The following is a 24,975-nucleotide window of genomic DNA, read 5'->3' on the forward strand; positions in this document are numbered from 1 at the left end:
AAAAAACGAGCCCCCACGGCCTCGCGCAGGCGCGGCGGCTCGCGTTTTAGACCACCTCGCGCCGGAACTTGACCTCGGCGACCGCAGGGTGTGGGCCCGGCACCGTCGCCTGCTCGCGACACAGCGTCCAGCCGCCCTCGCCCACCAGCATCACCGTCGACACCCGCGTTCCGTAGCCCGGCATCGCGATGCACAGCGGCGACAGGGCCCGCTCGAGCTCGATCCCCACGCCCGTGTCGGGCAGCGCCGCGTCGTCCGCCGGCGTCGCGTCCGCCAGCATCGCCATCACCGCGCCGACGTCGACCGCCTCGCCCGCGATCAGCCGCCCGAGCCCCGCCTTGCCGCGCACCACCTTCGGCCACGGCGTGTCGAGCTCGGCGTTGCTGATCCCGTACAGGCCCGGCGCCAGGCGACGCCGTTCACCTGTCTTATTATTCATGTACCAGACGCCATCCGGGTCGCCGACCACCAGGTTGAAGCCGGCGTAGCGCTCGCCCGCGATCGCCGCCAGGTAGTCGCCGGGCGCCGCCGTCCCGCGCAGGAAATCGGCCACCAGCGCCCCGCGCGAGCGGGCGTCGAGGCGGATGTCGGCCGGGTCGCGCACGTTCGTCAGCGCCGCCCAGCGGCCGCGGCGGGTCACGCCGAACCACGTGCCGCCGGCCTGCAGGTCGCGCCCGGCGAACAGCCCCGGCGCGTCGGGCCACCAGCCGGCCGGCGCGGTCGCGCGGGCGTAGAACTCGTCGCGGTTGGCCGCCAGCACCAGCGAGTAGCGCGGGTGGACCCCAACGGCGAACAGCAGCGTACACACTCAGCCCTCGTCCTTCTGCCCGCGCAGCCGCCGGCCGATCCGCGTCAGCGCCTTGCCGGCGTCGTCGAACAGCGAGTACGCCACCGGCACGATCAGCAGCGTGATCAGCAGCGACAGCGCCTGCCCGCCGATGATCACCTTCGCCATCGACGCCCGCGAGGCCGCGCCGGGGCCCTTGCCGAGCGCGATCGGGATCATGCCGGCGATCAGCGTGATCGTCGTCATCAAGATCGGCCGCAGGCGCGTCTTGTTGGCCTCGACGATCGCGACGTCGCGGGCCTCGCCGCGGTCCCGCAGCGTGTTGGTGTAGTCGACCTGCAAGATCCCGTTCTTCTTGATGATCCCGAACAGCATGAACACGCCGAACGTCGAGTAGATGTTCAGCGTGTCGCCGAGCAGCATCAGCGACAGCAGCGCGAACGGCAGCGACAGCGGCAGCGACAGCATGATCGTCACCGGGTGCAGCAGGCTCTCGAACTGGGCCGCGAGGACCATGTACATGAACAAGAACGACAGCCCGAGCGCGCTCAGGAAGTTCGTGATCGTCTCGCTCATGGTCTTGGCCCGCCCGGTGAAGACCACCTCGTACTCCGGCGGCAGCTTCAGCTCGGCGATCATCGCCTGCACGCGCGCGACCGCGTCGCCGAGCGGCAGGCCGTCGAGGTTGGCGCCGACCTCGACCTGGCGGATCCGTCCCAGCCGATCGATCTGCGCCGGCCCGCGCTCGCGCTCGAAGTCCGCCAGCGCCTCGAGGCGGATGAGCCCCGTGCGCGCCTGGATCGGCAGCCCGCGCAGCGAGTCGACGTCGCGCCGGTCCTCCGGGCGCAGGCGCAGCCACAGGTCGTACTGCTCGGCGCCCTCGCGGATCTTCGAGATCGGCTCGCCGCCGACCATCGTGCGCAGCGCCGCCGCGATCTCGCCGGCGCGCACGCCGAGGTCGGCGGCGCGGTCGCGGTCGATCTTGACCCGCACCTCGGGCTTGCGCACCGCCGCCGACGAGTCGATGTCGACGAACCCGGGGCTCTCGGCCATCCTCGCCATCAGGGTCGCGGTGTACTCGCCGAGCTGCTCGAGGTCGGGCCCGCGCAGCGAGAACGCGAGCTGGGTCCGGCGCCCGCCGCCGCCCATGCCGCCGAGGTCCTGCACGCTCGGGCGCAGGTCCGGGTACGGGCGCAGCGCCTCGCGGGCCTGCTTCTGCACCGCCTCGAGCGGGTAGTCGCGCTGCTCGATGTCGGCCACCTGCACGTAGATCTGGACCTCGGTGACGTCGTCGCCGCCGCGGGCCGCGCCGATGCTGGTGAACAGCCGCTCGACCCCGCGGAGCTCGCGGAGGTGGCCCTCGATGCGCGCCGCCATCGCCGAGCTCGCCTCGAGGCTCGACCCCTCGGGCATGGTGAGCACCACCATGAACTCGCTGGTGTCGTCCTTGGGGATGAAGTCCTTGCCGATCCGCTGGCCGAGCGGCACCACCATCGCCACCGTCGCCACCGACAGCGCCACCACCAGCCAGCGCCAGCGGAGCGACCAGCGGACCAGCCAGGCGTAGCCGTCGTCGAGCAGCGCGTTGAGGCGCTCGACCACGCCCGGCCTCGCGTGGTCCCTGGGCTTCGGCGGCTTCAGCAGGCGCGAGCACAGCATCGGCGTCAGCGTCAGCGACACGAACAGCGACACCCCGATCGAGAACGCCGTCGTGATGCCGAACGAGCGCCAGAACCGGCCGATCCGGCCCTCCATGAACGCCGTCGGCAGGAAGATGACGATCAGCGACAGCGTGGTGGCGAACACCGCCAGGGTGATCTCGCGCGTGCCCTCGATCGCGGCCTGCATCGGCGGCTCGCCGTGCTCGACCCGGCGGAACACGTTCTCGAGCACCACGATCGCGTCGTCGATGACGATGCCGACCGCCAGCGTCAGCGCCAGCAGGGTGAAGTTGTTGAGCGTGTAGTCGAGCGCGTTGAGGACCGCGAAGGTGGTGACGATCGAGCAAGGGATCGCCAGCGCCGCGATCAGCGTCGAGCGCAGCGAGCCCATGAACAGCAGCACCGAGACGCTGGCGAGCAGGGCGCCGAGGACCAGGTGCAGCTCGACCTCGTGGATCGAGCGGCGGATGAAGCGCGAGGCGTCGCGGATCGGCGTGACCTCGATGTCGGCGGGCAGGCTGCGCTGCAGCGTGGCGATGCGCTTCAGGATGGTGTCGACGACCTCGACCGTGTTGGTGCCGGCCTGCTTCTGCACCACCAGCGCGACCGCGTTCTCGCCGTCGAGCCGCGACAGCGAGCGCGGGTCCTCGGTGCCGTCCTCGACCTCGGCGATCTGCCCGAGCAGCACCGGCGCGCCCTGGCGCTCGGCGACCACCAGCCGCCGCAGCTCGCGCGCGTCCTGCACGCGCGCCATCGTCCGCAGCACCTCCTCGCGCCCCGAGCTCTCGAGCCGCCCGCCCGGCAGCTCGAGGTTCTGCTGCTCGATCGCCTGCCGGACCTGCTGGATCGACAGCCCCTGGGCCGCCAGCGCGTCGGCGTCGAGCAGCACGTTGAAGGCCCGCTTCTGCCCGCCGGTCAGCTGGATCTGCCCGACCCCGGCGACCCCCTGCAGCGGCTCCAGCACCTGCTTGCGCGCCAGTTCGGTGACCTCGCGCAGGTCGCGGCGGTCCGACGAGACCACCAGCGTGATCACCGGCACCGCCGTCGTGTCGAACCGCGTGACCACCGGAGGGTCTGTCCCTTCGGGCAGGTTCTTGAGCGTCGCCGCGACCTTGTCGCGCACGTCCTGGGTCGCCTGGTCGCGGTCGCGGTCGAGCAGGAAGTTGATCGTGACCACCGACACGCCCTCGAGCGACGTCGAGCGCAGCTCGTCGATGCCCTCGGCGGTGCTGACCGCGTCCTCGACGAACTTGGTGACCTGGGTCTCGATCTCCTCCGGGCTCGCCCCGCGCAGCGTGGTCGTCACCGTGACCACCGGGATCTCGACGTCCGGGAACTGGTCGACCCCGAGCGTGCGGAACGACAGCACGCCGAAGGTCATGCAGGCGAAGATCAACATCAGGGTGAAGACCGGCCGGCGGACGCAGATCTCCGACAGCGTCACGGCGTCTTCCCCTCGCTCTTCCCTGGCTTCTCGGACATGCCTTTGACGGCAGGCCCCGCCGGCGCGGCTGCGGCCGCGTCCTTCTCGCCTGCCCCTTCGGACATGTCCTTCGCGACCTGTCTATCAGCACCTGTCTCGACGGGCATGTCCTTGGCGACAGTCGGCGCCACCGGCGTCCCGGGGGCGATCAGCGCCGCCCCGCGGACGATCACCTGCGAGCCCGACTCGAGCCCGAGGACGATCGCGTCGCCGTTCTCCTCGGCGATGAGCTCGACGTCGTGGGTGACCGCCACGCCGTCCTCGACCCGCATCACCCGGTCGCGGCCGAGCACGTGGAACACGGCGGGGCGCGGCACGCGGACGCTGCCGGCCTCCTGCCCGAGCGACAGCGAGGCGACCGTGAACATGCCCGGGCGCAGCACGCTGCCGGCCGGCGAGAACACCGCCTCGACCGTGAACGTGCGCGTGGTCGGCGACACCACCGGCGACACGCGGGTGATCGCCGCCTGGGCCGCGCCGGCGCCCTCGGCGATCTTCGCCCCCGCCTCGCCGGGCTCGCCGACCAGCGAGTCCTTGAGGGTGATCGTCGCCGGCGTGCCGACCTGGACCAGCGCCGCGTAGCGCTCGGGCACCTCGACGGTGAGGCGCAGGCGGTCGTCGGCGACCAGGTCGAACAGCGGCGTGCCCGGCTTCACGTAGGTCCCCGGGGCCACGTAGCGGGCCGCGATCGCCCCCGCGAACGGCGCGCGCACGGTCGTGTCGCCGAGCTGCCGCGACGCCTGCGAGCGCTGCGCCTTCGCCCCCGTCAGCCGCGTCCGCGCCCGCTCGAGCTCCTCCTGCGTCGCCACCCCGCCGAGGCTCTCGAGCCGCTTCACGTCGCTCTCCGCCTGCGCCAGCGAGGCGTCGAGCTCCGACACCCGCGCGCGGTAGTCGATCGGACGGATCGCCGCCAGCTCCTGCTCGCGCACCACCCGGTCGCCGAGGTCGACCTTCACCTCCGTGATCGGCCCCTCGACCCGCGCCGCCACCTGCACCTTCTCGAGCGCCGCCAGCGTGCTCGAGAGCGTCAAGATCCGCGGGTGGGGCGCCGCTCGAGCCTCCGCCACCTCGACCGCCCGCGGCTGCGGCCCGGCAGCCGCCTTGCCGGCGTCGACCGGCGCGCTCGTGCACGCCGCCCCCAGCAGGGCTGCGAACAGGACGACGCGCGCGGGTGCGAGCGGCACGGCCGACACACTGTCCCGCGGCGCCGCCGCGGTCAAGCCGGGACCGGCCCGACCGCGCCCGCGCCGATGAATCGCCCTTCACGGGCTCGCCGCCTGCGCCACCGACACCGCTCGCTGCTTCCGCGTGGATCCTGACACCCCCGGTCAGGAGCGCGGCGCGGGATCATCCGGTCGTCGCAGCCGACGCCGACCCGGGACCGCGCGAGCCCGGTCAGAGACACTGCCCCATGTCCTTCTCGTCGTCGGCCTTGGTGAACTCGATGCTGTCGAGCAGCACGGTGCGCGAGTCGACGTCGTTCGGGAACGTGATGACCACGGCCTCGACGTCGCTGATGTCGGCCCCCTGATCGCAGAACGCGCTCAGCGGGATGCGGATCGATCGCATGAAATTGACCGTCTGACTCGTGTGCGCGCCGACCGTCACCGAGAAATCGTCCTGGGTGTAGAGGTCGACGTCGACGGGGAAGGCCTGGCTCACCATCCCGGATGGAGTCTTCAGGCCGACACTCATCGTCGTCATGGTGGGCGGCGACGCGTGATTGATCTGCCCGGCGCGGAGCGAGAGGAACGAGTACTCGCGAAGGCTCTCGTCGACAGCCCACTGGATAGTCCCGCCGGACTCGAGGTCCCCCCAGCGCACCCGCATCGCCGAGGTCTCTCGGTGCCACGTATCGGCCGAGCCCATCGGAATCGGCAGCGTCAAGTTCTGGCTCGACCCCATGCAGACCTGGCCGTTCGAGAAGCCGGTCGTCGTCACCACCTTGCTTGACGAGGCGGGCGACACGGCCGATATGCACGCGTCCGGGCTGGCGCGCAGCATGTTGTCAATCTGGAGTCGCTTGTGGGAATCGCCTTTCAAGCCGTGCGCGAAGTCGCCGAAGATGACGGGCGAGTCGAGATCGGCGTCCTCCGGCGAAGTGTTGGCCCAGAACCCCGTCCCGTCGAGGGACGGGTCCAGAGTCACGGTGTTACGATCGAAATGAAGGAGATCCATGAAGCGCTGGCGATCACTCGAATCGCCGTTCTCGAGGATCTGCCAGCGCAAGAAGGCCGGGACGTAGTGCGAGATGTTCGCCGCTGTCTTCGGGTCGTCCGCCGCCAACTTGCCGCCCCAGCGGTTGTGCGAGATGTCGTGCGCCCACAGCAGGAACTTGTCGTGCCTGGGCAGCAGGGCCGACTCCTCATGCCCGACGATCTCGAAGGAGCGGGTCGGATCCTTCTTGACGTCCTCGTACGCGAGACATAACCCACGGAACCCGACTGCGCGTATCTCGCAGAACGCACGTGCGCGCGCTAAAACGCAGTTCCAGGCACGGCCCCTCTTCATGGAGCTCAGGCCCTGACCCGCCACCGACAGCACGCCCACGACCACCACCACTGACACGACGGCCACCGAGAGCACGACCACCACCGCCGGCACGACCGACACCACCACCACGACCTCGACCAGCGACACCACGACCAGCGACACCACCTCCGAGACCAGCAGCACCACCACCTCCGACACCACCACCACGGGCTGCACCGACGCGTGCGACGACGGCGCGCTGCAGTGCCTCGACGACGCCGTGCAGGTGTGCGAGGTCGGCGAGGATGGTTGCCTCGAGTGGTCCGCGCCCGACCCGTGTGCCGCCGACGAGGTGTGCGAGGACGGCGCCTGCGTGCTCGGCTGCACCGACGCGTGCGCGCCGGGGGCCAGCCAGTGCAGCGGCGGGGGCGTCAGCGAGTGCGTCGACGATCCGCAGTCCGGCTGCACCGTGTGGTCGGACGCGGCCGCCTGCGGGCCCGGCCAGGTCTGCCTGCAGGGCGAGTGCGTGCTGCCGGCGTCCGCCTGCCTCGGCGACTGCGTGTTCACCAAGCAGGCCGTGCCGGGCGGCGTCGACTTCTACAGCGTGTGGGGCGCAGACGCCGAGGACGTGTGGGTGGTCGGGGACAGCGGCGCCGCCCTGCACTACGACGGCACCAGCTGGCTGGCGACCGACAGCGGCATCAGTACGCGCCTCGAGTGCGTGCACGGCAGCGCTGCCGACGACGTGTACGCGATCGACACCGAGGGCGCGATCATCCGCTGGGACGGCATCGAGTGGCTGCCCTACGTCGATCTCAACCCGTCCTGGGGGTGGAACGCGTGCATCTCGGTGCTCGGCGAGGAGAACATGCTCGCCCTCGTCTACGACGAGAGCGGCGAGAAGCAGGTGCTGTGGCACGTCGAGGACGGCCTCAAGACCCAGCTCTCCGTCTACGCCCCGCAGGGCGTGTTCACGCCCAGCGGCAGCAAGCCCCGCTCGATCTCGCTGCGCGCCTTCTCGGAGACGCAGGCGCTCATGACCGCCAGCCGCGCGCTGCGCTGGGACGGCGTCTCGATCACCGACACGGGCGCGCCGAACCGCTCGTTCGGGCTGTGGGCGCCGACGCCGAACCTCGCCTACGCGGCCGCCCACACCGACGGGATCGGCCACCGCTGGGACGGCGCGACGTGGAAGGTCGTCAACCCCAACCTCAACGGCTACATGCACATGTTCACCGGCACCGCGAGCGACCGCGTGTTCGGCGTCGGCGAGATCCTCGGCGGCGTCGCCGCGATCACCGCCTTCAACGGCGTCGGCTGGGTCTCCGTGCCCACGCCCGCCGACGCCAAGGCGCTGTTCGCCGCCTGGGCCGCGCCCACCGGCGAGGTGTTCGCCGTCGGCAAGGCCGGCACGGTCCTGATCGGGGAGTGACGCCGGCTTCCCTTTCAGGCATGTTTAAAAAGGCATGCTCTTTCAAGCATGCCCTTTCAAACATGTTTTTCGATACATGTTATCCTGCCGGTATGCGGGGGACCGACCCCGGCGTCGCCTCACACGCGCGCGCCGGGTCCGGTGAATCCTCGCACCCCGCCGCGCGTTGTTCCTCGACGATGCTCGCCCGCACGCTCCTCGCGGCCGCCGCCGTCCTGCTCCTCGCCCCGCGCCCGGCCTCGGCCTGCTCCAAGCGCCACGAGACCCCGTTCGAGCTGTACGACGCGGCCGCGCGCGTGGCCGAGGTGCAGGTCACGGCCACGCCCGGGCGACACCAGGCCGGCATGGCCCAGCTCCGCGTGCTGCGGACCCTCAAGGGCTCGCCGCGGGCGACGCTGCAGGGCCAGGAGACCAACACCAGTTGCCACGTCGGCTACCGCACCGGCCGCCGCGCGCTGGTGTTCCTCGGCCCGCGCGGCGAGACCCTCGGCCAGTACGAGGGCTACCTCGAGCGCCGCGCCGACGACCCGCTGGTCCTGGCCCTCCGCGCGTACGCGGCCGCGCGCGACGACGACGCCCGCGTCCGCGTCCTCGTCGACACGATCGCCTCCGCCCCGCCGCAGGTGAAGGACGAGGCCGCGTACTACCTGGCGGGCCGCCCCGACCTGCTGGCGCGCGTCGACGTCCCCGCGCGCGAGCGTCTGGCCGCAGCCGGCGCCGCCGATCCGCGCGAACAGCCGCTCCTCGTGGTGCTGGCGCGGCTCGAGCTCGACTTCCCCGCGCCGCCGCCCGCCCCGTACCGCAACTTCTACGCCGACATCGCCGACCTGCTGCGCCCGCGCGACGACCTCGACGATCTCAACACCGCCGCCCTCGCCGATGTGATCGGTCAGAGCCGCGGCGGCCACGACCCGCGGCGGATCCGCGCCATGGACCGCTGCGAGCGCCTGAACGGCCGCGCGCTGTATCGCGTGTTTTACTACGGCCACAGCGTGGCCGAGCAGCTGTGGCCGAAGCTCGCCGAGGCCTGCCGCACCGGCGCGCCGTTATCAGGGCACTAGCCGCATCGGACATGCCCTTTATGACATGTCCTAAGCGCCACCCAGATCTTAGCCGCTCGCCGGCCCCATGTCCTCCTCGCCGCCGGGGTACACGAACGAGTCGCGCGGCGAGTAGAAGCTCGAGCCGACGACGATCTGCAGCGGCGCCGCCGGACGCAGCGCGTACACCGGGTGGTCGGGGTCGAGGAACTCGAGCGAGAGCACCTCGAACTCGTCGACCAGCTCGCCGATGTAGGGGTAGTTGCCGCCGACCAGGCGGTCGCCGACGCGGGTCACGTACTTGAGGTGCCCCGCGACGGTGGTGCCGATCTTCTTGCTCACCTTGACGCGGGTGCGGATGACCGGCTTGCCGTCGATCGAGGTGGTGGCGGTCAGCGTGTGCGCGTGCAGATCGAGCTCGGTGTTGCCGGGGCTGGCCGGCACGCCGCGGGCGCTCACGTAGGCGCGCACGACCTGCGACGAATTGAAGTAATGCGTGAAGAAGCGGGCCGGCGTCACGCCGTCGGGCGCGAACACGTCGAGGTCGAGCCCGATGTAGGTCAGCGAGTAGGCCCCGAACCCGGTCGTCTGCTCGGCGGAGTCGACGACGTACTGATTCATGTAGATCGCCCCGTTCGGCGCCGGACGCAGCGCCGGCGGCAAATAGGCCCTCGCGGCCTGCGGATCGGCGGGGATCCAGCTGGTGTAGAGCATGCGGCTGTTGACGACGAGCTGAGGCGCGGCGAGCTTGGGAATGTCAGTCATGGGGTTCCAACCTGCGAGCCGACGAGCATAGGCAGTCTCCGCATGGCAGGGAAGCGCGGGCCGCCGGGCATCCCCGCTCACGCCCCGATGCGCACCCGCGCCGCTCGTGCATCGACACGAATGCGCGCACTCGAGCACGCCACGCGCAGCGCCGTCGACCACGACGAGCGCGCGAACCCATCGACGATCCACGCCGTCGACCGACGACACCTGAAATCACGTCACGCCCGGGCGCCCGTCAGAGACTCTCCAGCTCGACACGCACATCGCGGATCTCTTCGCCCGCGCGAACCGAGACCTCGACCTCCTGCGTCGCCTTGCCCGCCCGGAGCCGGATCTTGTAACGGCCCGCCGGCAGCTCGGGCACGCTCCACGCTCCGTTCGTGCGAAAGAAGCTGTCTTGACGACGATAGCCGGTCGCCTCGTCGACGAGTTGCAGGAAGAACTCCTGGGGCAGCGGCCCCTCGCCGACGCTCACCGTGCCCGAGATGCGCGCGGTCTCTTCCATCACGATCGCCACCTCGCTGCCGAGCGCCACGTGATCGAGGAACGCCTCTCCGCCGCCCTTGCGGTAGGCGCGGAGCGTGTACCTCCCTGCGAGCAATCCTCCGAGCTCGAAATGCCCGTCGGCATCGGTCAGGTGCGGCGTCTCGAAGAAACTGCCCCACGGCTCCTGGCGCTTCGCACCACCGCCACCTTCCGGCTCCCGCACCGCCTCGACGAACGCATCCACGATCGGTCGACCTTGAACGTCGCGCACCACACCGCCGATCGTTCCGGCCGCGGCCTCGACGACCAGCGCGATCGTCTCGGACTGGCCTGCTCGCACCTCGACCGGCTCACCCGGGGGTTCCTCGGGCGACTTGCCCGGTCTTCGCAGCTCGCCCTGGCTCCCTTCCACGATCGCCCGGTAGCTGCCGGCCACCACGTGCTCGATCGTGAAGCTGCCGTCGTCGCGGATGACGGCGAAAGTTCCAGGGCCATCGCCGCGCAGCGCGACGCGCAACCGCTTGAGCGCTCGGCCCCCCGGATCGGTCACGCGCCCGACCACCTGCCCGGTCTCCGGCAGCTCGATGCGCACGTCTTCGAGGTCTCTGTCGCGCGACACCGTCACGCTCAACGGGGCCGGCGCCGGCCGACCCCCCGAGACGGACAGCGTGTAGTTCCCGGCCAGCAACCCTCCGAGCGCGAAGCGACCATCTGCGCCGGTCATCGCACGAGCGTCGATTCGCCGCGCCTGCCCTTGATCAAGATCGCTCGACGGGGCGGCCCGGACCTCGAGCCGCGGCGCCGGCGTACCATCCGCGGCCACGACCTGCCCGCGGATCGCCTGACCACGCGTCACCGTCCAGGTCACCCCTCGCACGCTCCGGTCGCGGATCGTGATCGGCTCGTAGCGCTCCTCCAGGAGGTGATTACGACAGCCGAGCCTGACCTCGTAGGTGCCGGGCTGAAGCCCGAGCAGCCGCACGACCCCGTCGACCTCCGGGCTCGCCAGCGAGTTGCCGAGATGAACCGGATCTCGCAACCCCACCCAACCATCGTCACACGCGCCGCCACCAGCCACGACGAGGCGCCCCTCGACAAACAGCGCCGGATGGGCCTCGATCGTCACCTGCGACGACGTCTCGCCGAGCCCGAGAAGCACCTGCTCGGCGGCCTTGCCGATCGCGTCGTCGGACCTGGCGACAGGCTTGTACGCCCCGGGCGCGAGCCCGGCGATCCGGAAGTTGCCGTGAGCATCGGTGATCGCCGCGTGACTCCCACCCCACTGGCGGCCACCGGCGGTCACGGTGGCGCCTTCGACCGGCGTGCCGCTCCCGATCAGGACGACCTTGCCCACGAGCACCGCCTCGGGCGTCAGGTACACCTCGAACACTGTCCCGGGCGCGATGCCCTCGGCGAGCGCCGGCGCGTAACCTTCGGCGTCCGCGACCAAACTGAGCGGACCAGTTCGGACCCACAGCGAGAACCGTCCCTCCGCGTCGGTGCGCGCAAAGCTACGTTCAGCGATCACGCTCGAACCTTCGATCGGACCTCCGCTGAGGTCCTTGACGACGCCGCTCACCTCGACACCGCCGGCTTCCAACACGAGGTCGATCCCAGTCGCCTCCAGGCCCGGGCGCAGATCGAGGGCCTCGAACTCACCGCTGTGAAAGATCGCCGGGGCGTACCCGCTCGCGCTCGCCGTCACCCGGTGGCGCACAGGCACGAGTCCGTCGATCCGATAGTGCCCGTCGCGCTCGCTCACGGCACAGCGCGGCCGCCAGCCCTCACGATCGGGCAACAGAGAGCTCGATACACCTGCGCACACCTGCGCGCCGGCCACCGCCGAGCCGCCAGGTTCACGGATGGTCCCGGAGATCGAGGCGAGCGCGCCGAAGCGAAGCGCCACTTCTGGCTCTGACCGCGGGTGCTCGAGCGCCAACGACGTCGCCCCCTCCGGGCGCGACTCGGTGGGGCCGACGTGCAAGACCGGCGTGACCGCCTCTCGCCGCCAAAACCAGGCGCCGATCCCGAGGAGGATCAGAGCCGCAACGATCACCGCCCTTCGCTTCACCGCACCGGCGGGAGACGAGCGACCGTGCTTCGACACGCCAATGCCACGAGCGAGCTACGCCTGGGCGGCCAGCGACTCGATCGCCCGGCGCGTGTACACGCGGATCATGTCGCGCCGATACGCCGCCTCGTAGGGCACGTTCTCGAGCGGCTTGCACTGCGCGTACGCGGCGTCGGCGACCATGCGCGGCACGGCCGGGTCGGCCAGCTTCTTGCCGACCACCTCGTCGAGCTTGCCGAGCGTGCGCGGCTTGGAGCCGAGCACCCCGACGACCACCTTGACCGCGGCGATCGTCGCCTCGTCCTCGGCGAGGTCGAAGCGCAGCGCCACGCTGACCAGCGGGAAGTCGATGCTCTTGCGCACCGACCACTTGACGTATTGCGCGCGCCGCGGCCCCTTCGCCAGCGGCACGCGCAGCTCGGTGGTCACCTCGCCGGGCTTGGCGTTCGTGTGCGCCAGGCCGTCGGCTTTATAATATTCCTCGATCGGCAGCGCGCGCACGCCCTCGGGGCCCGCCTGCACGATCGTCGCGTCGAGCGAGATCAGCACCGGCACGTTGTCGGAGCTCATCGCCGCCACGCAGTTGCGGCCCCCGGGGACCACGTGACACACGTTGCCCTCCGACTTGAGGCAGCCGCCGCCGAGCGCCTCGCGCCAGAAGTGGGTCTGGTTGACGTAGCGGCAGCGGGTGTCGAGGTTCACGTTGCCGCCGATCGTCCCCATGTTGCGGATCGGCGGGCTCGCCACCGCACCTGCGCTCTGGGACAGGCTCGGGAAGTGCCGCTGGACCTCGGGGTGCTCGCTCAGCTGCGACAGCGTCACGCCCGCGCCGATCCGCAGGACCCCCGCGGCCTCGTCGAGCACGACCCCGCGCAGGGCTGTCACTCGGGACAGGCTCACCAGGACCGGCGGCAACTCGTTCGGGTGCTGCGGCGTGCCGAGGTGGTGCTTCAGGTTCGGGAGAATGTCCGTACCGCCGGCGATGATGCGCGCCGGGCCGCTGCAGCGCGGTCACGACGTCGGCGACGCTCTCGGGGGCGACGACCTCGAATTGCGGCAGGCGCAGCATCAGGCGCTCCTCCGGGAGTTCAGGTCCGCGGCTTTGTGCGGCTCGACCTGCCCGGCGCGCTCCCACTGCTCGCGCTGGCGCAGGGCCGCGAGCACGCTCTGCGGCGAGAACGGCAGGCGGTCGAGGCGGACGCCGACGGCGTCGTAGATCGCGTTCGCGATCGCCGGGATGCTCGAGTGCAGCGGCCCCTCGCCGGCCTCCTTGGCGCCGTAGGGCCCGTTCTCGTCGGGCGCCTCGACGATCATCGCCTCGAGGTCGGGCGTGTCGAGGAAGGTCGGCATGCGGTAGTCGAGGAGGTTCGGGCCGGTGTGGACGCCGCGGTGGGCCGGGTCGACCGCGTGGCGTTCCATCAGCGCCTCGCCGAAGCCCATGTAGGTCGAGCCCTCGATCTGGCCCTCGACGATCTTGCGCGACAGCGCCTTGCCGCAGTCGTGCGCGATCCAGATCGTCTTGACCTCGACGAGCCCGGTCTCGGGGTCGACCTCGACCTCGGCCACGTGGGCGGTGAACGAGTACGCCGGCGACGCGCCGATCGTGCCGCCGCGGTACTCGCCGTGGCGGTCCTTCGGCGTATTGTAGCTACCTGTCTCTCCGAGCAGGCCGTGGTCGGCCTCGGCCCACTGGAACGCCTGCGCGCTGTCGACGTGGCGCGACGGGTCCTCGCGGTCGATCGCCATGCGCCCGGCCAGCGTGACGCGCTGGCGCGGGATGCCCCAGCGCTTGGCCACGCTCTCGCACACCTTGCGCCGCAGCCGCTGCGCGCCGACCAGGCAGGCGTTGCCGACCATCAGCGTGATGCGCGACGAGTAGGCGCCGAGGTCGACCGGGCACAGGTCGGTGTCGGCCGACAGCACGCGGATGTCCTCGAGCGGGATGCCCAGCTCCTCCGACACGATCACGGCCAGCATCGTGTTGCTGCCCTGGCCGATGTCGTTGGCGCCGCTGAACACGCGCGCGCGGCCGCTGCGGTCGAGGCAGATCTGGACCGCCGCCTGCGGCATCTCGTTGGGGTAGATCGGGTAATTCGTGCCGCTGATGTAGGTCGAGCCGGCGATCCCGATCCCGCGGCCGTACGGCAGCGTGCGCCGCTTCTCGATCCACCCCGACGACCGCTCGACCTTCTCGAGGCACTCGAGGAAGCCCGACGAGCCGACGGTGAACTCGTTGACGGTCTTCTCGCCGGCCTTGATCGCGTTGCGGCGGCGCAGCTCGATCGGGTCGAGGCCGAGCGCGTGCGCGGCCTTGTCGAGCTGGATCTCCATGGCGAAGCGCGGCTGCACCGAGCCGTGGCCGCGCTTGGGCCCGCACGCCGGCTTGTTGGTGTAGGCGCGCGTGCTGTCGAAGCGGTAGGCCGGGAACACGTAGGGCGAGCACATCAGCTGGCCCGAGTAGTAGGTGGTGACCAGGCCGAAGCTCGAGTAGGCGCCGCCGTCGAGGATCGTGCGCGCGTCGACGCCGAGCAGCCCGCCGTCCTTGGTGAAGCCCGTGCGGTGCTTCATCTTCATCGGGTGGCGGCCGCGGTGGGCGTAGAACACCTCCTCGCGGGTGTACAGCAGCTTGACGGGCCGACCTGTCTTCATGGCCAGCTTGGCGACCACGAACTCGAGGTCGAACGGCTCGCTCTTGCCGCCGAAGGCCCCGCCGAGCGGCGGCTGGATCACGCGGATCTTGTGCGGCGGCAGCTCGAGCACCTTGGCCAGCTCGCGGTGCAGGTAGTGCGACACCTGGGTCGCCGACCACACGGTGAGCACGCCGCTGCCGTCGAGGTGGGCGAGCGCGCAGTGGGGCTCGATCGCGCCGTGGGTGGTGCCCTCGAAGAAGTACTCGCCCTCGACCACCAGGTCGGCGCGGGCCAGCTCGGCCTCGACGTCGCCGAACTCGAGCAGCACGTGCTTCGACACGTTGCCCTTGCGCGAGTACGGGTTGATCGTGCCCTCGCGGTCGCGGACCTTGAGCGCCTCCTCGGGGTCGAAGTACGGCTTCAGGACGTCGTACTCGACCACGAGCGCGCGCAGGGCCGCGTTGGCGGTGTCCTCGTCGACGGCCGCGACCGCGGCCAGGCCGTCGCCGACGTGGCACACCTTCTCGACCGCGAGCGCGTTCTCGTCGGGCGTCCACGGGATGATGCCGTAGGGGATCTTGAAGTCCTGCCCGGTGACGACCGCGAACACCCCGGGCAGCGCCAGCGCGGCCGAGCTGTCGATCGACTTGATGCGCGCGTGCGCGTGCGGGCTGCGCAAGATCTTGGCGTGCAGCATGCCCGGCAGCTTGAGGTCGTCGGTGTAGCGGGTGACCCCCCGCATGCGCTCCATCGCGTCGACCTTGCGGTGCGACTTGCCGAGCTGCCACATGGCCTTCTCGGCGGCCTCCGTGGTCTCGCCGATGCCGTCGCCCTGCGCCTCGCGCTCCCCGTCGTCACTCGCCACGGCCAGCCTCCTGGGTGTGCGCACCGGCCATCACGCGGCTGGCGTCGACCACCGCGTCGATGATCTTGGTGTAGCCGGTGCAGCGGCACAGGTTGCCCGCGAGCGCCTCGCACACCTCGGCGCGCGTGACCTCGCGGCCGCGCCGGCGCAGCAGCGCCTCGGCGCTCAGCAGGATGCCCGGCGTGCAGAAGCCGCACTGCGCCGCGGTGTGGCGGTCGAACGCGTCCTGCAGCGGGTGCACCCCGCCGGACGAAAGCCCCAGCCCCTCGACCGTGGTCACCGCGCGGCCCTCGGCGTGGATCGCCAGGGTCAAGCAGGCCAGCTGCGGGACCCCGTCGATCTGCACCGTGCAGGCCCCGCAGTCGCCCTTGTCGCAGCCCTGCTTGCTGCCGATCAGGTCGAGGCGGTAGCGCAGCACCTCGAGCAGCGTCCAGTGCGGCGGCGCAGCGACCTGCACCGGCTCGCCGTTGACGGTCATCGACAGCATGATCGCCGCGGGCGACATGGTCTCGACTTTTGCCCGAGCCACAGCCCCCGCGCAAGCGCGCGCCCGGCTCCAGACCGTGCGTAACCTCGCCGCAACGGGCCTTTGCCGCCGCGGCCCTCGGCGCGACGACGGGGCCCGATCACGGGGCCGACCCCGGCGCAGCGGTCGGGCCCGCCGCGCGAGGCGCCGCGCCGTTCGCAGGTCTGCACGTGTTATGCTCGCGCGTCGATGACGGCCGCGCACTGGCTCACGGATCTCGCCGAGCTCGCCGCGCTCGCCCATGTCGCCGAGGCCGTGCCGTGACGCGCCTCGCCCTCGTCGCCCTGCTGTCGGCCCCGCTGTCGCTCTCGGCCTGCGCGATCGAGCGCGGCAAGGCGTGGGGTCCGCCCGTGGTGCCCGACAAAGCTGTCCCCGAGGTCAGCCTGGTGCTGCTCGGCGACGTGGGCGCGCGCGGGCGGTCGGGCGCGGTCGTGGCGGCCGAGCTAGAGCGCGTGCTGGCCGAGCACCGGCGCCGCGGACGACCGGCGGTGGTGCTCTGGCTCGGCGACAACATCGGCCCGGTCGGGCCCGGCGACCTCGGCCGCTGCACCGCGCCCGCGCGCGCGTGGCAGGCCAGGGGGCCGGCCGCGCTGGCGCAGGTGGTGCGCGCCCACGTCGACGCCGGCGGCGCGGCGCTCGCCGCCCTCGGCGAGCAGGACTGGCGCTGCGGCCAGCCCGAGCTCGAGCTGCAAGCCGACGCCGGAGGACCCATGCCGTGGGCGATGCCGGCGCACAACTACAGCGCCGCCGTCTATCCCGACGGACATGTCCGAGTGACCATGTCCTGTACGGCAGGTGTCTGCGTACCGGGCCCGAAGGACATGTCGTCCGAGACAGCCCCGCTGGTCGAGCTCGTGGTGGTCGACAGCGCCGCCTGGCTGGTCCCACCGCCGGTCGGCACGCCCGCGGCCGCCCGCGCCGACCACAGCCTGGCCGAGCAGGCGGCCCTGCTCGCCGCCGTCGCGGCCAGGCCGGCCGCGCACCCGCGCGTGCTCGTCAGCCACCACCCGCTCGAGAGCGCCGGCCCGCACGGCGTCGGCGGCCTCTTCAGCGACAGCGGCTACTACCTCCACGCCCCGCCGCTGCGCGAGGCGGTCGACGCCGGCCTGTTCGCCGGCGCGCTGTCGGCCCACGACCGCATGGTCCTGGCGACCGCCGACATCGGCCCGGCGACCAAGCGCTCGAGCCGCTTCTGGCTCAAGCACCCTGTCTTTCAGGTCATCTCCGGCTCGGCCTCGGCGCCCGACAGCCGCGGCGGGGTCCGCGGCGCCTGGTACTTCCAGAGCACCACCCTCAAGGCCGAGCTGCAGTCGAACCGGCCCGGGTTCGCCGAGCTCGTCGTCCGCGAGGACAGCTTCTCCGCGGTCGTGCGCCGGCGCAAGGCCGGCCGCTGGGGCGCAGGCACCCTGACGTTCCCCGCCCGCCGGCCGCCCCACCCGGTCGAGACGACCTCGCCCGTGATGGACCCCTGCCTCTACTGCGACCCGGTCCCGCCGCGCCAGTGAGAGGCGAGCTGTCCCGAGGGACAGCTCACGGCATCTCGTCTGGCTTGCAGTCCGGGTAGGTCGCCGCCTCCATGCCGGCGATCCACGCCTCGATCAGCGCCACCCCGCGCTCGTCGATCACCCGGTTCGGCAGCTCGGGCATCTTGATCTCCGGATCGAGCGAATTCATGCGGAACGCGACGATGCTCTTGTCCGGGTGGCGCGGCACGATGTCGTAGTCGTTGCCGCCGGTGCCCGGGCCGGCGGCGGCCGGCACCTTGCACACCCCGAACTTCGCGTGCACCTCCTCCCAGGCGAGGAACACCAGCCCGCTCTTGCCCGCGCCGCCGCCGAGCCGGTGGCAGTGCGAGCAGTTGGCGTGCAGGTACGAGCGCGCGCGCGTCTCGAGCGGCTCGTCGCCGAACGGGTCGACCAGCCGCGGCAGCGCCTGTACGTCGGGCAATGCCCCGGAGAACATGTCCTGAGACGCCATCCACTCGAGCTGGTTGACGGTCTGCCCGTCGACCTCGATCTCCATGTTGAGCTGGTGGGTGATCACCCCCAGCAGCTCGGAGGTGTCGTCGCGCTCGTGGCAGCTGCCGCACTGGTCGAGGTTCGGCACGATGTACTCCTCGACCCGCGCCACGCCCTCCTCGTCGATGAACTCGACGTCGACGCGCTTGCCGATTTTGAGCAGCGTCGCCTCGGTCTGCGCGTCGTCCCACAGGTACGTGAACGACTCCCACGCCCCCGCCTCGCGGACGAGCAGCCGGGTCTCGATCACCCGCCGGCCCGCGGCCGGGTCGCGGCGGTCGTGGTCGAACCAGAACGTCTTGATGATCGTGGTGCCGTCGGGGAAGCTCCAGCCCTCGCCATCGGTGAAGCCGATCTTGCCGCCCTCGGGCAGGACGATGAAGCGGCCCTTGCCGGCCGCGTCCGACCACAGCGGCGCCGCCACGGTGTAGGGCACCACGCCGTCCTTGGGCGCCTGGTCGACCATCGGCGCGACGAAGAAGTCGTAGTCGCTGAGCTTCGGCAGCGGCCACTCGCCCTCGACCGGGCAGCGCGTGGTCCCGGCGCACGGGTCACCGGTGGTCGGCGCGGTCGTGTCGGTCCCGGGGTCGGTCGTCGCGGTCGCGCCGCTCGTGTCGGTCGCGCTCGTCGTGCTCGTCGGGCTCGCCGTGCCCTCGGCCGCGCCGCCGGCGTCGCCGCAGGCGGCGACGACACCCATGACCCAAAGTACATGGCCTCTCATACATGTCCTCCGCGGCAAGTCACGCGCGCTCAGCCGGCCGGCAGCTCGGGCAGCGCCGTGTGCTGGCAGGTGACCGGCTCGAGGTCGGTGCTCTTGTTGGCGAGCCCGCCGCACAGGTCGAAGTTGATGTAGTCGGCGTCGCCGTTCTGCCACAGGCAGTTGACCACCGCCGGGTCCATCGGCGCGGCGTCGGGGTTCAGGCAGCCGTCGAACTGGATGTCCGGCGCCGGCACGCCCGCCACCCCGTCGACCGGCGTGGCCGGCATCGTGCCGTTGTCGCTGAAGTTGTTGTCGTGGATGTAGTTGCCCTCGGCGAACGCGTCGAAGTTGGGGTCGTCGGCCGGCTCGAGCCCGATCGCCTCGTTGTAGCTGACGATGATCACGCCCGAGGTGCGGTTGCCGCGGATCGTGTTGTTGCGCAGCTCGTTCTCGTCGGAGGCGAGGATCATGAACCCGACGCCCGGCGGCACCGCGGCCACGGACGTGCCGGGGATGCCGAAGTTGTTGCCGTTGTTGTTCTCGACGATGTTTTCGTAGGCCAGCGTGTGCTTGCCGTTCTGCACCGGCAGGCCCGGGAGGTTGAAGATCAAGATCCCGCCGGTGTTGTTGTAGGCGTGGTTGCGGCGCAGCGTCGCCCCGGTCGAGTTCTCGATCTCGATGCCGGCGACGTTGTCGTAGGCCTCGTTGTCCTCGACCAGGATGTTGCTCGACTGGCCGACGTAGATGCCGGCGTCGCGGGCGCCGATCACCCGCGAGTTGCGGATCACCACCCCGGTGCAGCCGACCGGGTAGAAGCCGTAGGCGCCGCTCTCGAGCGACTCCTTCGCCGCCCACTCGACCGACACGCCGTCGAAGGTGATGTCGGCGACGTCGTCGCCGCGGATGCCGTCGCCCGGGGTCTCGCGCACGGTGAAGTTCTGCACCGTCACGCCGTCGCCGCTGATCTTGATGCCGTTGGCGCCGAGGTCCTGGGTGCTGAAGTCGAGGATCGTCTGCTCGCGACCGGCCCCGCGCAGCGTCAGGTTGTTGGCCGAGATCGAGATCTCGGTGTTGAGCTCGAACAGGCCCTCGGCCATGCAGACGATGTCGCCGTCGGCGGCGTCGAGCAGCGCGCCCTGCAGCGCGGCGACGTCGTCGTCGCTCGGGCTGACGAAGGCATCGCAGTCGGCCGGCATCTCCTCGCCGGTGGTGGCCGGCGCGCTCGTGTCCTCGGTGTCGGTGCCGGTCGGCTCGGTGCCCGCGGTGCCGTCGGTCGCGTCGGTCGCGTCGGTCCCGGCGGTGGGCTCGGTGCCGACGGTCGTGTCGGTGCCGATCGTGCCGTCCCCGTCGGTGTCACCCTTGTCGTCGCCACCACATGCCCCGAGAGACAGGGTGAGCGCGAGCCCGGTGACGCCGGCGCGCGCGAACGAGAGGAGCGGAGGACGACCAGGAGACTTCATGCCAGACATTGTCTCTCTTCATACCCGAAGCCGACGCCGCGTCGCCAGATCGACAATCGCGTGACAACATCTTCACGCGACGAGCGGGCGAGCGCCCGCACCTCGCGCCCGTGCGATGAGCCGCGGCAAAACGCACGGGGCGCGGACCCGCGAGCGTCCGGGCGGACTGCGATAGAGTCGATCGCGGGAGCGACCCACGCATGACTCAACGATTCTCTCGCCGCCAATTCCTGCGCGCGACGCTCGTCAGCGTCGTCTCCGCCGGCCTCTCCGCCTGCAAGGGAGGCGGCGACGCGACCACCGACAGCGACGGCTCGACCGGGACCGACGGCACCACCGAACCGACCGGCACCACCGCGCCGACCACCGGCGCCGAGGAGCCGCTGCTCGACGGTGCGGCGTATTTCCCACAATCGGTGGCCTCGGGCGACCCACGACCCGACAGCGTGATCCTCTGGACCCGCGTCGACGACGGCGACGTCGGCGACGGCGATCTGGAGCTCACCGTGGAGCTGGCCACGGACCCCGAATTCACCGCGCGCGTCGAGCTCGACGCCGCCAGCGCCGCCGTGGCCGCGCGGGCCGCGTTCGACCGCTGCGCCAAGGCCAAGATCAAGGGCCTCGAGCCGGCCACCACCTATTATTATAGATTCGTTCACAATCGCGAAGATGGCCGCTACGGCAGCCAGGTCGGCCGAACCCGCACGGCGCCGGCTCCTGACGCCGATGTGGCGGTTCGCTTCGCCTACGTCTCGTGTCAGGATTACAACGGCCGCTATTATAATAGCTATCGCGGCCTTCTGGGGCAGCAAGACCTCGACTTCTTCGTTCACCTTGGTGACTACATCTACGAAACTACCGGAGACCCGACGTTCCAGGCGGCGGGCCGGGCCGTCACGTTCTCGGACACCGCGGGCGCGATCGTGTTCAACGAGGGCACCGAGGAGGAGTACTTCGCGGCCAGCAGCCTGAGCAATTACCGCGAGCTGTACCGCGGCTACCGCTCCGACCCGGCGCTGCGCCGCGTGCACGAGAGCCTGCCGATGATCGCGGTGTGGGACGATCACGAGTTCTCCGACGACTGCTTCGGCGCGACCGCGACCTACTTCGACGGCCGGATCGACGAGCACGACGAGGCCCGGCGCAAGCACGCCAATCAGGCGTGGTTCGAGTACATGCCGATCGACTTCACCGACGAGGAATTCGCGTACGACCCGAGCAAGCCGCACCCGCAGGACATCACGATCTACCGCGACTTCCGCTTCGGCAAGCACCTCCACCTGGTGCTGACCGACCTCCGCAGCTACCGGCCCGACCACCTGATCGCCGAGGACGGGTTCCCGGGCGCGGTCGTCCTCGACGAGGCGGCGCTGGTCGAGCAGCTCGGCTCGCTGCCCGAGTTCGCCGGGCCGTACGTCGAGGACATCGACGCCTACGACGGCGGCACCTACAAGACCGCGCTGCTGGCCGCCGCCGACGCCCTCGGCTTCGACCCGGCGCACCTCAGCGGGCCGATCGACGCCGTCTTCATCAACGACACCCTGGCGAGCGTCATGGACCCGACGCCGCCGATCGACGAGGCCACGCTGGCGACGCTGCCGCGCGGGCTGTCGTACCGCGGGCTCGGCAAGCGCAGCTTCAACGGCTCGATCGGCGCCCGCTACTTCGTCAACAAGCCGGCCTTCGACGCGTGGGCCGCGGCCCGGAAGGCCGCCGACCCCGCCTCGGTCGACGTCATGGGCCCGACCCAGCAGCAGTGGTTCCTCGACACCATGAAGGGCTCGACGGCGACGTGGAAGGTGTGGGGCACCGAGATCACGCTGATGCCGCTGGTGATCGACCTGACCTCGTTCCCGATCGAGCCGTTCAACCAGCTCTACTACATGAACGTCGACCAGTGGGACGGCTTCAACCCGACCCGCGACGCGCTCCTCGCCGAGCTCCAGGCGGTCGAGAACGTCGTCGCCATCACCGGCGACATCCACGCCTTCTACGCCGGCACGCCGATGGTCGCCGGCGCGCCGGACCAGAAGATCGTCGAGTTGGTCGGCGGCGGCATCAGCTCGACGCCGTTCCAGTCGCTGCTGGTCCTGCAGGTCGCGGCCGACCCGACCCTCAGCAGCCTGCCCGGCGCCGGCATGCTGGCGGCGGCGATCGACGCCCTGTTCACCGGCACGACCACCAACCCGCACCTCGGCTTCGCCGACTCCAGCCGCAACGGCTTCGTCAGCGTCGTCATCGACCGCGCCGAGCTCGACGCGACCTTCCACATGCTGAGCGAGGACGTGTCGCTGACCGACTACGAGGGCATGGACGACGCCCTGGCCGGCAAGTTCACCCGCGAGCGCTTCCGCGTGAAGGCCGGCGCGCGCGACCTCTACCGCGAGATCGCCGGCGAGTGGAAGCGCTGGGACCCGAGCACCAACCAATGGGTTTGAGATGAACTTTCGGACATGCCCGCCGAGACATGTCCCGAGAGCTAAAACGCGGCCACCGCCGTTGCGGTGGCCGCGGTGGGTGCGCCCGGGCTCCCTCCCCGGACGCGCTCACGGAGCCTGGCTCAGGGGACGTTGAAGATCAGGACGAACGAGGCCATCTTGGCGCTGCCGGCGGTGCCCCACAGCTCGGTCGGCGCGCCGTCGACCTCGACGGTGAACTTCTCGGCGATCCCGGGGTTGAGCAGGACGAACACGCCGTTGCTGCTGGTCGCGTCGGCGTTGAAGCCCATGCCGTCCTCGTTGAGGTAGCGGACGGTCGCGGTCGACGTGTCCTTCTCCGGCACGACGACCGCGCCGGCCAGGCCGTCGGTGCCCGTGCGCACGAGGCCGATCACGCCGCCGTTGTCGCCGAGCGGCAGGGCGTCGACGACCGCCGTGTCGGCGTCGGTCATCAGGTAACCTGTCCATTCGGTCAGCTTGGCCGAGGGCACGCCCCAGATGTCGTGGATGCCGTTGAGCGGCGGGTACAGCGTCGTGCCGGTGTACGGCTGGGCCAGGCCGGTGGCGGTGAGGTAGTAGTCGCCGCCGCTGACCACGCCGATCACGCCGATGCCGGTGTTGACCGGGGTGGTGGAGGTCGCGTCGATCTGCCCGTTGGCGTCGGACGTGGCCTTGACGATGTCGACCGCGCTCTCGATGCCCTGGATGGCGGCGAGGGCGCCGACGACCCGCAGCTCGGCGTTGGGGATCGGCGCCTTGGTGGCGAAGTCCGTCAGCGTGCCGATGAAGCGGGTGTTGCCGCACTCGGCCCGCACGCCGCAGGTGGCGTCGGTCTGGGTGTCGGTCCACTTCATGCACGTCTCCGACTCGCAGTCGGCGTTGAGCGTGCACGGCGAGCCCTCGGCGCCCATGCCGGGCATCTGCATGCCATCCTCGCACACGCTCCCGGTGGTCGGCGCCTCGGTCGTGCCCTCCGTGGTGTCCTCGGTCGACGCCGTGCCCGCCGTCATCTCGTCGGTCGTGCCGGTCGGCGTGGTCGCGGTCGCGTCCTCCGTGTCCGTGGAGGTGTTCGCCGTCGACGCGTCCGTCGAGGTGCCTTTGTCGTCGCCGCAGCCGACCGTCGCAACGAGCGCGGTCAGCAAACCCAGGGTAACCAGTGAAGTGCGCTGCATGGTCGTAGTCGGCGCCACGGTACACAGGCGTGGCGCGCGGCGCAACCAACGACCGGGCCGACGACCGCAGCACCACGGCATCAGGATCGCTTCCGCAAACGCGAGCGGGCCCGCACGCCTGCGCGCGCGGGCCCACCCGTCGCCGCGATCACCCGACCGCGCTCACTGCCGCGTCTCGACGTAGCCCTTCGGCACCACGTACTTGAAGTCCTTCGCGACCTGATTCTGGTTGCTGGCGACGTCGGTCAGCACGAAGTGATTGGTGCTGTTGTCCTGGGCGCGGACCACGAACGAATCGACCCGCCCGGTGAGGTCGTCGACGACCAGCAGCAAGGACTTGTAGTGCGGGTTCTGCTCCTTGGGCTTGAGCTCGATGACCTTGTGCCCCGGCATCCCGTACGACTTGGCCTGCTTGTCCGGCGCCATCCGCACCTTGAACTCCTTGATCAGCTTCTGCCCGCCGAACAAGAACTTCATCGCCCCCGCGAGGTTCGAGTTGCCCTCGACCTTCTGGCTCACGACCTGGCGCGTGTCGTGCTCGACCACCCACAGCTTCTGGCCGTCGACGTAGAAATCGGGGTCGGCCTTGCCCTCGTAGTCCCACACCATCATGCCGGGCTTCTTGAGGCGGAGGTCGCCGGTGCTGACCGTGCGCGTGCCGTAGACCGGGTGCACGTAGGTCTGCTTGAACTTGCAGGTGAGGTCGGTGGTGCCGTCGTAGAACGACTGGACCGAGGCGAGCACCGCCGAGGCCGAGGGCTTGATGTCGGGCGCCGGCGCGGCGGCCACCTTCGTGGTCGCCTCCTGCGTGGTCACGCTCACGGGCAGCAGCGGAGCATCATTCGCCAGAGCGACATCGCTGCAGAAGAGGCCGAGAGAGAGCGCGCAGATCGAGGTGAACGGTTCCATGGTGAGCTCCTGGGGCGCGAGACCCCGTGGGCGTGCAGACGAGTGGATGCTGGGGGC

17 protein-coding genes are annotated in these 24,975 nt (G+C 70.8%); 4 read left to right on the forward strand and 13 right to left on the reverse strand.

The genetic code is table 11. From position 1 onward, the window contains the following. Positions 1-46: 46 nt before the first annotated feature. From K7C98_RS36190 to K7C98_RS36205, 4 genes are all read right to left on the reverse strand, one after another. The gene (locus K7C98_RS36190) at positions 47-808 is read right to left on the reverse strand and encodes an NRDE family protein (RefSeq protein ID WP_224196440.1); all 762 of its coding nucleotides are present in this window, start codon (positions 806-808) and stop codon (positions 47-49) included. Further along, positions 809-3,892: an efflux RND transporter permease subunit gene (locus tag K7C98_RS36195; RefSeq protein ID WP_224196441.1), complete on the reverse strand. Its 3,084-nt coding sequence runs from the start codon at positions 3,890-3,892 to the stop codon at positions 809-811. After that, a complete protein-coding gene (locus tag K7C98_RS36200; RefSeq protein ID WP_224196442.1) occupies positions 3,889-5,115 on the reverse strand; it encodes an efflux RND transporter periplasmic adaptor subunit in 1,227 nt (408 codons plus the stop codon). The genes K7C98_RS36195 and K7C98_RS36200 overlap by 4 nt, the downstream gene beginning before the upstream one ends. Before the next feature lie 211 nt (positions 5,116-5,326). Beyond that, positions 5,327-6,640: a hypothetical protein gene (locus tag K7C98_RS36205; protein ID WP_224196443.1), complete on the reverse strand. Its 1,314-nt coding sequence runs from the start codon at positions 6,638-6,640 to the stop codon at positions 5,327-5,329. A 43-nt stretch (positions 6,641-6,683) separates the two neighbouring features. Here K7C98_RS36205 and K7C98_RS36210 point away from each other — a divergent pair, with 43 nt between their 5' ends. Continuing rightward, on the forward strand, positions 6,684-7,835 hold the full coding sequence (locus K7C98_RS36210) for a hypothetical protein (protein ID WP_224196444.1): 1,152 nt from the start codon (positions 6,684-6,686) through the stop codon (positions 7,833-7,835). A gap of 179 nt (positions 7,836-8,014) precedes the next feature. Then, on the forward strand, positions 8,015-8,896 hold the full coding sequence (locus K7C98_RS36215; protein WP_224196445.1) for a hypothetical protein: 882 nt from the start codon (positions 8,015-8,017) through the stop codon (positions 8,894-8,896). A 48-nt stretch (positions 8,897-8,944) separates the two neighbouring features. Here the strand turns inward: K7C98_RS36215 and K7C98_RS36220 are convergent, their stop codons facing one another. The 5 genes from K7C98_RS36220 to K7C98_RS36240 all read right to left on the reverse strand — a co-directional run bounded on the left by K7C98_RS36220 (position 8,945) and on the right by K7C98_RS36240 (position 16,200). After that, positions 8,945-9,640, reverse strand: coding sequence for an acetoacetate decarboxylase family protein (locus tag K7C98_RS36220; protein ID WP_224196446.1), 696 nt, complete (start codon positions 9,638-9,640; stop codon positions 8,945-8,947). Between the two features lie 238 nt (positions 9,641-9,878). Further along, complete coding sequence (locus K7C98_RS36225; RefSeq protein WP_224196447.1) at positions 9,879-12,185, reverse strand: carboxypeptidase regulatory-like domain-containing protein; 2,307 nt, start codon at positions 12,183-12,185, stop codon at positions 9,879-9,881. A 69-nt stretch (positions 12,186-12,254) separates the two neighbouring features. Then, positions 12,255-13,187 (reverse strand): FAD binding domain-containing protein, encoded by a 933-nt coding sequence (locus K7C98_RS45220; protein ID WP_224196504.1) that lies wholly within the window; start codon positions 13,185-13,187, stop codon positions 12,255-12,257. An 81-nt stretch (positions 13,188-13,268) separates the two neighbouring features. Continuing rightward, positions 13,269-15,695 carry a xanthine dehydrogenase family protein molybdopterin-binding subunit gene (locus K7C98_RS36235; protein ID WP_224196448.1) on the reverse strand — a complete coding sequence of 809 codons (2,427 nt, stop codon included), beginning with the start codon at positions 15,693-15,695 and terminating at the stop codon, positions 13,269-13,271. Then, positions 15,685-16,200, reverse strand: coding sequence for a (2Fe-2S)-binding protein (locus K7C98_RS36240; RefSeq protein ID WP_224196449.1), 516 nt, complete (start codon positions 16,198-16,200; stop codon positions 15,685-15,687). The genes K7C98_RS36235 and K7C98_RS36240 overlap by 11 nt, the downstream gene beginning before the upstream one ends. Before the next feature lie 281 nt (positions 16,201-16,481). Between K7C98_RS36240 and K7C98_RS36245 the strand changes: the two genes are divergently transcribed. Then, positions 16,482-17,726 carry a hypothetical protein gene (locus K7C98_RS36245; protein ID WP_224196450.1) on the forward strand — a complete coding sequence of 415 codons (1,245 nt, stop codon included), beginning with the start codon at positions 16,482-16,484 and terminating at the stop codon, positions 17,724-17,726. 25 nt (positions 17,727-17,751) lie between these two features. Here the strand turns inward: K7C98_RS36245 and K7C98_RS36250 are convergent, their stop codons facing one another. Next, complete coding sequence (locus K7C98_RS36250; RefSeq protein ID WP_224196451.1) at positions 17,752-18,936, reverse strand: SO2930 family diheme c-type cytochrome; 1,185 nt, start codon at positions 18,934-18,936, stop codon at positions 17,752-17,754. A gap of 53 nt (positions 18,937-18,989) precedes the next feature. After that, complete coding sequence (locus K7C98_RS36255; RefSeq protein WP_224196452.1) at positions 18,990-20,399, reverse strand: parallel beta-helix domain-containing protein; 1,410 nt, start codon at positions 20,397-20,399, stop codon at positions 18,990-18,992. 200 nt (positions 20,400-20,599) lie between these two features. On the opposite strand from K7C98_RS36255, the gene K7C98_RS36260 reads away from it, so the two are divergent. Beyond that, positions 20,600-22,837 carry an alkaline phosphatase D family protein gene (locus tag K7C98_RS36260; RefSeq protein ID WP_224196453.1) on the forward strand — a complete coding sequence of 746 codons (2,238 nt, stop codon included), beginning with the start codon at positions 20,600-20,602 and terminating at the stop codon, positions 22,835-22,837. Between the two features lie 122 nt (positions 22,838-22,959). On the opposite strand, the gene K7C98_RS36265 is transcribed toward K7C98_RS36260, so the two are convergent. Further along, positions 22,960-23,979 carry a hypothetical protein gene (locus K7C98_RS36265; protein WP_224196454.1) on the reverse strand — a complete coding sequence of 340 codons (1,020 nt, stop codon included), beginning with the start codon at positions 23,977-23,979 and terminating at the stop codon, positions 22,960-22,962. A gap of 192 nt (positions 23,980-24,171) precedes the next feature. After that, positions 24,172-24,918: a LolA family protein gene (locus K7C98_RS36270; protein ID WP_224196455.1), complete on the reverse strand. Its 747-nt coding sequence runs from the start codon at positions 24,916-24,918 to the stop codon at positions 24,172-24,174. Between the last annotated feature and the right edge of the window lie 57 nt (positions 24,919-24,975).

The organism is Nannocystis pusilla, assembly GCF_020073745.1.
GTDB classification, from domain to species: domain Bacteria; phylum Myxococcota_A; class Polyangia; order Nannocystales; family Nannocystaceae; genus Nannocystis; species Nannocystis radixulma.